The sequence below is a fragment of the Billgrantia zhangzhouensis genome, from assembly GCF_021404465.1.
Taxonomy (GTDB): domain Bacteria; phylum Pseudomonadota; class Gammaproteobacteria; order Pseudomonadales; family Halomonadaceae; genus Halomonas; species Halomonas zhangzhouensis.
On sequence record NZ_JABFTT010000005.1, the window covers coordinates 121,154 to 132,253 of the forward strand.

The 11,100-nt window shown below is 66.4% G+C and carries 11 protein-coding genes; 3 read left to right on the forward strand and 8 right to left on the reverse strand.

All coding sequences use genetic code 11. The features are described 5' to 3' along the window. Positions 1-19 precede the first annotated feature (19 nt). Positions 20-2,155 carry an ATP-dependent DNA helicase DinG gene (dinG, locus tag HOP51_RS07850; RefSeq protein ID WP_234273392.1) on the reverse strand — a complete coding sequence of 712 codons (2,136 nt, stop codon included), beginning with the start codon at positions 2,153-2,155 and terminating at the stop codon, positions 20-22. A 209-nt stretch (positions 2,156-2,364) separates the two neighbouring features. Further along, the gene (rhlB, locus tag HOP51_RS07855) at positions 2,365-3,639 is read right to left on the reverse strand and encodes an ATP-dependent RNA helicase RhlB (RefSeq protein WP_234273393.1); all 1,275 of its coding nucleotides are present in this window, start codon (positions 3,637-3,639) and stop codon (positions 2,365-2,367) included. A gap of 191 nt (positions 3,640-3,830) precedes the next feature. Here rhlB and HOP51_RS07860 point away from each other — a divergent pair, with 191 nt between their 5' ends. Beyond that, positions 3,831-4,079, forward strand: a complete 249-nt coding sequence (locus HOP51_RS07860) for a hypothetical protein (RefSeq protein WP_159551215.1) — start codon at positions 3,831-3,833, stop codon at positions 4,077-4,079. Continuing rightward, positions 4,079-4,909, forward strand: coding sequence for an exodeoxyribonuclease III (xthA, locus tag HOP51_RS07865; protein WP_234273562.1), 831 nt, complete (start codon positions 4,079-4,081; stop codon positions 4,907-4,909). The genes HOP51_RS07860 and xthA overlap by 1 nt, the downstream gene beginning before the upstream one ends. A 34-nt stretch (positions 4,910-4,943) precedes the next feature. Here xthA and HOP51_RS07870 read toward each other — a convergent pair whose 3' ends face one another. The 6 genes from HOP51_RS07870 to HOP51_RS07895 are packed head-to-tail and all read right to left on the reverse strand — an operon-like array spanning position 4,944 to position 9,845. Continuing rightward, positions 4,944-6,032 carry a tetratricopeptide repeat protein gene (locus HOP51_RS07870; protein WP_234273394.1) on the reverse strand — a complete coding sequence of 363 codons (1,089 nt, stop codon included), beginning with the start codon at positions 6,030-6,032 and terminating at the stop codon, positions 4,944-4,946. A 9-nt stretch (positions 6,033-6,041) separates the two neighbouring features. Then, the gene (locus HOP51_RS07875) at positions 6,042-6,782 is read right to left on the reverse strand and encodes an energy transducer TonB (protein WP_234273395.1); all 741 of its coding nucleotides are present in this window, start codon (positions 6,780-6,782) and stop codon (positions 6,042-6,044) included. Further along, a complete protein-coding gene (locus tag HOP51_RS07880) occupies positions 6,779-7,186 on the reverse strand; it encodes an ExbD/TolR family protein (protein ID WP_159551211.1) in 408 nt (135 codons plus the stop codon). The genes HOP51_RS07875 and HOP51_RS07880 overlap by 4 nt, the downstream gene beginning before the upstream one ends. Continuing rightward, positions 7,179-7,712 carry a MotA/TolQ/ExbB proton channel family protein gene (locus tag HOP51_RS07885; protein ID WP_234273396.1) on the reverse strand — a complete coding sequence of 178 codons (534 nt, stop codon included), beginning with the start codon at positions 7,710-7,712 and terminating at the stop codon, positions 7,179-7,181. Before HOP51_RS07885 ends, HOP51_RS07880 begins: the two co-directional genes overlap by 8 nt. Beyond that, the gene (locus tag HOP51_RS07890) at positions 7,696-9,024 is read right to left on the reverse strand and encodes a MotA/TolQ/ExbB proton channel family protein (protein WP_234273397.1); all 1,329 of its coding nucleotides are present in this window, start codon (positions 9,022-9,024) and stop codon (positions 7,696-7,698) included. Before HOP51_RS07890 ends, HOP51_RS07885 begins: the two co-directional genes overlap by 17 nt. A gap of 47 nt (positions 9,025-9,071) precedes the next feature. Beyond that, positions 9,072-9,845 carry a DUF3450 domain-containing protein gene (locus HOP51_RS07895; RefSeq protein ID WP_234273398.1) on the reverse strand — a complete coding sequence of 258 codons (774 nt, stop codon included), beginning with the start codon at positions 9,843-9,845 and terminating at the stop codon, positions 9,072-9,074. A 304-nt stretch (positions 9,846-10,149) separates the two neighbouring features. Here HOP51_RS07895 and HOP51_RS07900 point away from each other — a divergent pair, with 304 nt between their 5' ends. Beyond that, on the forward strand, positions 10,150-11,085 hold the full coding sequence (locus tag HOP51_RS07900; RefSeq protein WP_234273399.1) for a helix-turn-helix transcriptional regulator: 936 nt from the start codon (positions 10,150-10,152) through the stop codon (positions 11,083-11,085). Positions 11,086-11,100 lie beyond the last annotated feature (15 nt).

The following is an 11,100-nucleotide window of genomic DNA, read 5'->3' on the forward strand; positions in this document are numbered from 1 at the left end:
GGTGCACTCCCGCTAGCGGCTAGACACTTTCTATTTCGCGCCTGAACGGCGGCAAGGCGTCGAGTAGCGCCTGGCCATAACGTCGCGTGAGCACGCGCCGGTCGAGCAGTGTGATGCGTCCCTGGTCGGCCTCCTTGCGAATCAGCCGACCACAGGCCTGCACCAGCTTGATCGAGGCATCGGGCACGCTGATGCGCATGAAGGGGTTGCCGCCCCGACTCTCGATCCATTCGGCCAGGGTCGCCCCCACCGGATCGTCGGGCACGGCAAACGGCAGCCGGGTGATCACCACATGGGTCAGGTAGTCGCCGGGCAGGTCGATGCCTTCGGCAAAGCTCGCCAGGCCGAAGATCACGCTACCCTCTCCGGCATCCACCCTCGCCCGATGGCGTTCGATCAGCTCGCGCTTGGGCAGCCTATCCTGAGCCAGCACTCGCTCGCGCCACTTCGCCGGCAGCGCCTTTTCCACTGCACGCAGTTGCGCCCGCGACGAAAACAGCATTAACACCGCTTCCTTATTGCCCAGCCCGCTGACGAAATCGACGATAGCCCGCTCGTGGGCGTCGCGGTCGCCAGGGTCCACGGCCTCGCGCGGTACGCTGAGCACCGCGCGGGAATAGTCAAAGGGGCTTGGCAGGCGCTGGTAGCGGTAGCGATTGGCCAGTCCAGCACGCTCCTGCAGGCGCTCGAAGCGGCCAAGCGCGGTAAGCGTGGCCGAGGTCACCACGGCACCGAAACAGCTTCCCCACAGGCTCTTGGCCAGGGTCGGCGCCGCCGACACGGGGCTTGCAGAGAACACCAGCTCGGGATCGCCGCCGAAACGCTCCAGCGTCAGCCAGCGCGCTCTCGGCGCCTCGCCTTCCATGTCGGTTTCAGCGTAGGCCTCCCACAGTCCGTGCGCCTCCAGCGCACGGCCGTGCAGCAACGCCAGCAGCGGCAGCCACGCCTCGGCTTGCTCCCGCTCGAGCCCGGTGTGCTTGTCGGGGTCGAGGCTCTCACGCAGGATGTCGCTCATGGTTTCCAGCGTGCGTGAAAGCTCGGCGAAACCCACCAGCAGGTTGCCGGCATGCTGGCGCAGGGCATCGGGAACACGCCCCATCTCGAAGCGGTGTTGATGGCTCTCCTCGCCCTCCTCCAATCCATGCTGACGCCCGGCCAACTGGTGGCCGAACGAAAAGGCCTCGCCCAGGCGCGGCTCCAGTGCGGCGATGGTCTCCGGCAGCCCGGCCAGCAGCCGCGCCAGGGCCGGCTGTATCGCCAGCGCCTGGTTGAGCTCGGTCAGCGACTTCTTCAGGTTGCCCAGCCAGCGCAGCGTACCGTTGATGCCCACGCGGTGGGCGAAGTGATTCAGCGCCTTGTCCGGCAGGTGGTGGCCTTCATCGAAGACGTAGATGCAGTCGCCGGGAGGCGGCAGCACCACGCCGCCACCCAGCGACAGGTCGGCCAGCACCAGGTCGTGGTTGGCAACGATGATGTCGGCACTTTCCAGGTCGCGGCGGGCACGGAAGAAGGCACAGGCGCCGAAATGGCCGCAGCGGCGGTTGGTGCACTGGCGGTGATCGATGGTCAGGCGCCGCCAATCGGTGTCTTCGATGGCTTCCGGCCAGCTCTCGCGATCCCCTTCCCAGCGGCCGCTGCCATAGGCCTCGGCCATCTCCTGCACCAGCGCCTGGAAATGATCGCCGGCGCCCTGGGCCAGACTCTGCTCGAACAGCGATAGGGTGGGGTTGTCCTCGACACCATCGAGCGCCTGCTCCAGGCGGGTCAGACAGACGTAGCGACCACGCCCCTTGGCCAGGGCATAGTCGAAGTCGAGGCCGCTGTGGGCCTTGAGGGTAGGCAGATCCTGCAGCAGCACCTGCTCCTGCAGGGCGATGGTGGCGGTGGCCACCACCAGGCGCTTGCCCCTAGCCTTGGCCACCGGCAGCGCCGCCAGCAGGTAGGCCAGCGTCTTGCCGGTACCGGTGCCCGCCTCGAGCACGCAGACGTGCTCGTCGGAGAGCCGCCGGCCGGCGTCGTCGGCCTCGATGGCGCTGAGTGTGCGGGCGATCTCGGCAATCATCAGCCGCTGGCCGTAGCGTGGCGTCAACCCCTGGGCTTCCAGCACGCGGCGGTAGGCCCCCTGTATCTCGCCCTTTAGGACGTCATCCAGCATGAGCGCTCCCTTTCGAGGCCGAAGGGACTTGCCCGGCATGTGCGAGGCCGGGGACAGGTCGAAGAGGAGGTCTTTTGCCATGGATGGCAAAAGTAGCGCCCAAGGATGGGTTCACAGCGCCTCCTCGAAGACCTTGTCGACGGCCTCCCTGCCACGGTGGCACTGGCCAGGCAAGCACATCAGCGCTCAACTCAGCGAAACACGATAGTTTAAAGCAGCCCCTCGGGCGGATGCTCGCAGGGCAGCTTGTCCTGGATGTAGCGCTCGATCTCAGGCAGCGAGAAGGCGTCCTCCTCGCCGACGAAGCTGATCGACACCCCGGTGGCCCCGGCACGGCCGGTACGGCCGATACGATGAACGTAGTCCTCCGGATCCTCGGGCAGGGTGTAATTGATCACGTGGCTGACATCCTCGATATGGATGCCGCGGCCGGCCACATCGGTGGCCACCAACACCTGCACCTCACCCTCACGGAAGCGTTCCAGGGTCTTGATGCGCTGATTCTGCGGCACGTCGCCGGAGAGCATCGCCACGTTGACGTCGGCCTTCTTGAGCAGACTCTCGAGTTTGCGCACCAGGTCGCGGCGGTTACCGAACACCATCACCCTGTCGAAGCTTTCCTGCTTGAGCAGGTTGATCAGCAGCTTCGGCTTGTCGTCGTCGCTGACCATGTAAACACGCTGATCGATGTTGGCCTTGTTGTCGACCGTGACTTCGATCTCGACGTGGGTCGGCTGGTGCGTCCACTGGCTGGCCAGGTTGAGGATGTCCTGGGAGAAAGTGGCCGAGAACAGGAAGGTCTGACGCTCCTCCTTCTTCGGCGTGTGGCGGATGATGCGCTTGACGTCGGGAATGAAACCCATCGACAGCATGCGATCGGCCTCGTCGAGCACCAGGATCTCGACCTGGGTCAGGTCGACGTCGCGCTTCTCATGGAAGTCGAGCAGGCGCCCGGGAGTGGCCACCAGAATGTCGAGCTTCTTGCCCAGGTTGTCGCGCTGCTTCTGGTAGTCCATGCCGCCAACCACGCTGGCCACATTGAGGTCGGTGAAACGCGCCAGCGCCTTGGCGTCCTTCTCGATCTGCAGCGCCAGTTCACGGGTCGGCGCCACGATCAGAGCCCGCGGCGCACCCGACTTCTGCCCGTCCGGCGCCTCTTCCTCAAGGAAATAGGCCAGGATAGAGATCAGGAAGGCGGCGGTCTTGCCGGTGCCGGTCTGGGCCTTACCGACCACATCGCCGCCCAGCAGCGTGTGGGCCAGCGCCTCGGCCTGTATCGGCGTGCAGTACTCGAAGCCCAGCGCATGGATGGCACGCATCAGCGGCAAGGGCAGATCGAAGTCGTGAAAGCGCCACTTGCCCGCCACGGCAGGCACCTGAAACTGGCGCAGATCCCAGTTCGACTGGCGGCGGCGCGGCTTGCGACGACGACGCTTGGGCTTGCGGTTCTCGGCCGGGGCTGTGGTCTGTTCCGACTCGCTCATAGGCTGTGTGTCTTGTCCGTTGCAATGGGTGAAGGAAACGCTGCGTCGACTCGCTCGTCGATTCGTTCAGCACTTCCTGAACTTCGTACAGCCGCATATTGTACCAGCCTATGGCGATGAGGGCGCGCCTCTTGCATCGGACTGGTAGAATGCACGCTCAGCAGCCACTCAACACCATGGAGCCAGGCCCGATGACACGCCGCAAGAAGACTCGCTCGCTGGCCGACAAGGTGACCATCCGCACCGGCAAACGCAAGGATTACAAGAAGTGGCGCCACGAGAATCCCGATCAGGTGACCTCGTCGCGCCGCTTCACCCAGAAGAAGCGCCAGCAGCGTAAGCTGCAGGCGGCGCGCAAGCTGGCCCGCCAGGAGCAGGGCGCCAGCATCGCCATCCATCCCGAACCTACATCGACATCTAGTGAGGAGCGCGACGAGTGATACGCCTGGTCTCGTTCAACATCAACGGGCTGCGCGCCCGCATGCACCAGCTCGAGGCGCTGATCGCCACTCACCAGCCGTTGGTGATCGGGCTGCAGGAAACCAAGGTCCACGACGACGAGTTTCCCCGCGAGGCGGTCGAGGCCATGGGCTACCACGTCCATTACCATGGCCAGAAAGGCCACTACGGTGTCGCACTGATGTGTCACAAGGCGCTCTGCCCCAGCGGGCCAGAGGAGGTCTTCTTCGGCCTGCCGGGCGACGGCGAAGAGTCCCAGCGCCGCTTGATCGGGGCACGGCTGCGCACCGCCGACGGCGAGACGCTGACCGTGTGGAACGGCTACTTCCCGCAGGGCGAGAACGTCGCCCACCCGACCAAATTTCCCAACAAGCGTGAGTTCTACGCCCAACTGATCCAACTGCTGCGCGAACGGCACCGCCCCGACGAGCGGCTGGCGGTGATGGGAGATTTCAACATCTCCCCCGAGGATATCGACATCGGCATCGGCGAGGATAACCGCAAGCGCTGGCTGCGCGAAGGCAAGACCAGCTTCCAGCCCATCGAACGGGAGTGGCTCGGCACGCTCAAGGCGTGGGGGCTAACCGACAGCTATCGCGTTCGCTACCCCCAGGTGGACGACCGCTTCAGTTGGTTCGACTACCGCTCCCGCGGTTTCGAACGCGAGCCCAGGCGCGGGCTGCGCATCGATTACATCCTGGTCACCGACCCCTTGGCCAAGCAGGTGCGCGACGCCGGCATCGACTACGACCTGCGCGGCATGGAGCGACCTTCGGATCACGCCCCGGTGTGGACCGACTTCGACATCTGAAACCAGACGTCTCGGCCCGCAGGGAAAGCCTCCCCTAACGGGTCGAGAGCCAGCGCGGGTCGACTTCGGCTCCAAGACGCTGCGCTTGCTGCATGGCCTGCTGTGCCAGCTCGAGTCGACCCCAGGTATGGGCCAGCAGGCCCAGGCGCCGCCAATCTTGGCCTTCTCCACTGCGCCGCGCCAGCTCGCGCCAGGCCTCGAGCGCGCGCTCGCGATCGCGGGCCGCTTCCCAGGCACGGGCCAACAGGCGCCGATGTTCCAGACTATCGGGTAGCGCTTCTTCTTCCAGCGCCACTTGTAGATATTCGGCGGCCCGGGCCGGAGTGCCGGAGGCCAGGTGCAGCTCGATGCGCTGGCGCAGGTCGTCCTCCCCTGCCAGCACCCCGAGCCGCCAGCCAGCCTCCCAGATCGCCGCAGCCCGCTGCGCATCGCCAAGCCCCTGAGCCAACGCCGCCGCCCGGCGCCACGCGGCGGGCTCGGCCTGTGCGTTCAGCGAAGCCTCCAATCTTGCCAGCGCCTGCTCGCCGCGCCCGGCACGCTGGAATACGGTAGCCGCCAGCACCTGGCGGCGCTCACCCGGCGCCGGGTCATCGGCCAACGCACGCTCGACCCACTGCGCCGCTTCCTCCCAGCGCTCCAGTTCCGCCAAAGCACGCGCCAGCCGCCAATGGTCGTCGGGGCTGCCGTCATGTCGCTGATTCCAGTCGAGCCACAGCATCACTGCCGCTTCCGTCTGGCCGGCAGCCAAGCGCAGCCGGGCCTCCTCTCGCAACCAGCGGTCACGCTGCACCTGCGGTGCCTCCTGGGTGCGGCGAGCTTGGCGCAGCTGCTCGGCAGCCGCTTCATGCTGTCCCACTTCGGTCGCGGCACCCGCAGCCAGTTGGCGATACAGGGCGCTGGCCCAGCGGTCGGCGGCATTGCCTCCCTCGAAACGCTGCGCCTGAGCACGAGCGCGCTCGGCCACCCCCTCGTGCTCGCCTTGCCGTAGCGCCTGCTGAAGCTGCTCCAGGTCGGCGATGATATCGCCGGAGAGAGCCGGTGCCTGGGCCGCCGCCGAAGCCGCTGCCAGCAGCCCGACATAAATGACGAGACCACAGACCACGAGATATCGTACGGCACGCATTGCCATGGCTCACCTCAACTGGAATTCCAGGCGCTGCCGTGCACGGCGCACGCCGTTGGCCGGTTCGAACTGCCAGCGCGCCACTGCCTGTTCGGCGGCCGAATCGAAGACGTTGCGCGGCTGCGACTCGACCACCCGGATGGAGGAGCGATCGACGCTGCCGTCGGGACGAATCAGGAACTGCAGCTCCACGTGCCCCTCCAGGCCACGCCGCTGGGCACGCGAGGGGTACTCAGGCGGCACGCGGTTGGTTGGCGTGATCTCGCCAACATCCACCGGCCCTTGCTCGGCGGGCGCAGGCTCGGCCGGGGCCGCACTCGGTGCCGGCGACGGGCTCGGCTGGGGAGACGGCGCCGGTGCCGGCTCGGGCTCTGGCCGAGGTTGCGGAGCAGGCTCCGGCGGCGGCTCAGGCCGAGCCTCGGCGAGTTCCGGCAGGCTGGCATCGAATTCCAGCGGCTCCATCGGCTCTGGCGGCAATTCCGGCTCGGGCATGGCGATCGCACTTTCCACCGGTGGCAGCGGTTCCGGCTGGGGCGGCGGTGTCGCTTCGGCCTGGGGAGGCGGCGGTTCGGCGCTGGGCTCGACCACTTCCTCCTGCACCGGCTCGGGAGCCTCGACCATGCTCAGTGTCAGGCTCGCGTCAATGACGTCGAACTTCTCTTCCGGCGGCGCCACCAGCAGTGCCAGCAGCCAGAACAGCAACAGTGCGAGAGCCACCCCGCCCAGCGATGAGAACGGTATGCGCGTCACGGCCTGCTCCGGCTGGCGGCCACGGCCACCTGCTCCACGCCGGCCTCACGGATGCGATCCATCACTTCGATCAACAGACCGGTCGTCGAGTCGCGATCGGCCTGGATCACCACCGAGCCGTCATCACTCACCAGCGAGGCCACTTCACCTCCGACACGGTGCAGGTCCACTGCGCGACCGTCGACCCATACCGCGCCTTCCGGGGTAATGGCGACCATCACCTGGGCATCGGGCCGAGGTGAGGCGGCACTGGATTCGGGACGCTCGATCTCTACCCCGCTCTCCTTGATGAAGCTGGTAGTCACGATGAAGAAAATCAGCATGATGAAGACGACGTCCAGCATCGGGGTCAGGTTGACCTCGCTGGCTTCACCGTCGTCGGCGCCTAGGCGGCGTCTACGCATCGGTATCCTCCACGGCGCGGGCCAGGCGGTCGTGCAACCGCTGGTCTTCGCGTCGAATGATCTGCTCGAGGCGGCTGGTGAACAGCAACCCCACCACTGCCACCGCCATGCCGGTCAAGGTCGGCAGGGTGGCACGGGCAACGCCATCGGCCATGGCGCGGGCCTGGCTGGTATCGGTCATAGCCAGGCTGTCGAAAACGGCGATCATGCCGGTCACGGTACCCAGCAGCCCCAGCAGCGGGCACAGCGCCACCAGCAGCTTGAGCCAAGGCAGCGGGCGGCGCAGCCGCCCGATCAGCTCACGCGCCCAAGCCTCGCGCAGGGTCAGCGCGCTCCAGCTCAAGTGGTCCTGGCGCGCCGCCCAGCGCTCGATCAGCGCCCGTCGTGCGCGACGATAGGTGATGCGGAAGTACCACACGCGCTCCAGCGCCAGGCTGAACAGCACCATCGCCACCAGGGCGATCATCACCAGGACCGAACCGCCCGCCTCGACCAGGCGTTCCAGCGGTTCAAACCAGAGCGGCATTGCGGCGTGCGCTCCCGGTCGCGGCATCGGGCCCGTGCGGGCGATGTTCGAGCTGCTCGGCCAGAGCGGCGCTGGCCTGGCCCTCGACCAACCCTGCCAGGCAGCGGCTGCGTCCGGCCAAAGCCGTATGCGCGAACAGCAGTGGTACGGCCGTGATCAGGCCCAGCACCGTGGTCACCAGCGCCTGGCTGATGCCGCCCGCCATCAGTTGCGGATCGCCGGTACCGAATACGGTGATCGCCTGGAAGGTGACAATCATCCCAGTCACGGTACCCAGCAAGCCCAGCAGCGGCGCCACGGCGGCCAGCAGCTTGACCAGCGGCTGGCCACGCTCCAGGCGCGGTAGCTCCGCCAGCACCGCTTCGTCGAGGCGAGCCTCCAGCGCCTCCGGCACCGGATCGTCCTGCAGCGCGCGGAAGCGCAGCAGCACGCGCCCGAGCGGATTGTCCTCGCGCAATGTGGTGAGATCGCGCAACTGGCGTCGCATGGCCAGGCTGACGCGCAGCAGATAGGCATATTGCAGTAGGGCAACCAGCAGGCCGATGCCCCCCAGTCCCACCACCACATAGCCGACCGCCCCCCCCTGGTGGAAGCGTTCGAGCAGGCTCGGCCGCTGGGCCAGGGCCGCCATGACCTGGCCGCGAGTCGGATCGAACGTCAGCGAGCGCGACTCGCCGGCATGGAACGCCGCCAGGCTCGCGGCGACTTCACGCGGGGTACGCTCAACTACCGACAGGGCCCGGTCGTCGGCGCCGCGACGCAGCAGATGACCATCAGTGAAGGCGGTGAAATCGCCGACGCGGATCACGTCTCGCGCCGCAATCTCGCCATCGGCCGCAGCCACAGGCGCCTCGAAGCGAACCACCCGCGCAGTATCGGCGGTCAGCGCTACCAGGCTGTCTGCGAAGGCTTCTAGATGCTCGAGTTCGAGCACTTCGGCATCGTCGAGTCGCGGCGGCAGCTCAGCGCCCTGCACTACCAACCAGCTGTCGGCCAGACCATCGCGCAACTCGCCACTGTGCTGGGCGAGTGAGGCCAGGATCGCTTCGAGGTCGTCACCCTGTTCCTGTTGACGCGCTTCGAGTTCGGCCTGTCGCTCGTTCAGCGCCAGGGCCTCGGCCTGCAATTCGGTGTTGCGCACCTCGGCCTGCCGATGGGCGGTGCGAGCCTCCTCGAGAGCGGCTTCCAGAGCATCGCGATCCTCCACGAGTTCGGCCAGCCGCGCCCGGTCACGAGCCTCGGCAGCCTCACGCTCGGCACGCAGGGTGGTCAGCGGTTCCGATTGTGCCTGGAGGCTCGCCGAGACACTCATGAGGCCTATCACTATCAACAGGAGGCCTGGAGCAAAACGCGACAGTCTCATGCGCCGCCCTCCTCGGTGCGTTCGAGCGGCTGCGAAATGGGTAGCTCGAGAAGTTCGGGGGCGCGGCGATCGCGTGCGATACGCAGGCCATCGCGCACATCGCGACGCTGGGCTTCGTCGAGCGGTGCCCAACTGCCGGTATCGGCCTGCCACACGCGCCCGGCGCGGCCGTCTGGGGTCAGATAATAGAAGCCCACGCGCCCAAGCCTCAGGTAGTCCACCTCCCGTCGCGAATCTCCCTCTCCGAGGTAGCCGCGCCAGGCATCGACTTCGCGGCCGTAATCCAGCTCGGCGCGCCACGCTGCGACGATCCGCTCCCAGCGCTCGGCGCTGGTCAGTTCATCGGCCTGGGAACGCAGACTGGCAACCCGTGCCTGACGCTCCTCGCGCAGGAACGGCATGTCGTCGTCGACCCACTGCTCGAGCCGCTCGATCAGGCGCTCCTGCAGTACCGGCAAGGCTTCACGGGTTTCCGCCAAAGTATCGAGCGCCGCCTCGCGGCGATCCAGCATGGCAGCCTGGTGCTCGAGCCGCGGCGCCAGCTCGGTGTTCTCGCGTGCCAGCCTGCGCTCGGCACGCTCCAGCTCGCGTAGTTCCTCGAGCATGGCTCGCGCCTCGTCGTCGGCAGCGTCGATACTGGCCTGCAGTGCGGCCTGGCTACGCTGAGCCTCTCTCGCCTCCTGCTGTAGCGCGGGGTCGGCGGACGCCGAGGCGGCCAGACTCAGCCAGAGAATTGCCCCCCAGAGGCATGGATGGCGAAACGATCTCACGTGCGAACTCCTGGCAGAAACACTCTATGAACAAACGATGCCGCCCATGTGGGCAGGGCAAGACGATGCCATAAATGATAACCGTTATCAATGATAATTAGCGCATCGCTACCCTTCGGCACAGATCATAATCATAATCCTTATCATTGAGATTGTAAGGACAAACGCTATACTACCTTCCATCGTCCCACATCAAGATCGACACTGTTGCTCCCATGCCATTGCATACTCATGCCGCTATCGCTGCCTCAACTTGCCATGGCAACCACACTGCTATTCTCTGCACCACATGCGGAGCAATGGCATGACGATGGCCACCGCCGCTTGCCAGCATACCTCCCGCGACCTGAGGACCTATGGGGAGCGCTACGGCATCGACTACCGCTTCCCCCAGCAGCCTCCCGGAGCGGCTGGGCAGGCCATTCTTCGCGGGCGCATTCTCGAACTCTCCCCGGCAGCCGGCATGCAACTGGTCGCTTCTGACATTGAGGTATTACAGCGCTACGACTCCCGTTCACACCGCCCTGCCCCGCTGGCGATCATCGTCATGCTGGAGGGACATGCGGAGATTGGCCTGGGTGAAAAGCGCCTTGCGCTCACCTCCGGCATGGCGCTGAGCGTCCGACTGGACGAGCGCGAAGGCCTGCAGGCCATGCAGCTCCCCAACCAACGCATACGCGCCCTGACCCTGGCGCTGGACACGCCACGCCTGACCGATGCGCTTGGCGGCAGACGGCAACCGCCAGGCTCGAGCCTGCATGCCTGGACACTACCTACCGGCTTACAGCAACTGCTGGACCAGGCCCTGAATTCCCCTCTGGCCGGCATGGCATCGCGCCTGCAATGGGAAGGACTGGCGCTGCAGCTGTTGGCTCATGGCCTGCCACCAGAGCTGGACATATCCTCCGCCCGGCTTTCCCCCGGGGAGTGGCAGCGCCTGGAGCGTGTCCGCGAACAGCTGCAACGCTGCCCGGCACACTCGCACCGCTTGTCAGCGCTGGCCGAACTGGCCGCCATGAGCCCCGCTACCCTACGCCGTAAGTTCCAGGCGGCATACGGTAGCTCCATCTTCGATTTTCTGCGCGAACGGCGCCTCGAACACGCTCGCGAGCTGCTGCTGCAAGGTCACGGTATCGAACGCGCCGCTCAGTGCGCCGGCTATCGGCATGCCAACAACTTCACCACGGCCTTCCGCCAGCGCTACGGCTATCCGCCAAGTTTCCTGCGCCGGGCAGACTGAGCACTGCGCAGAGAA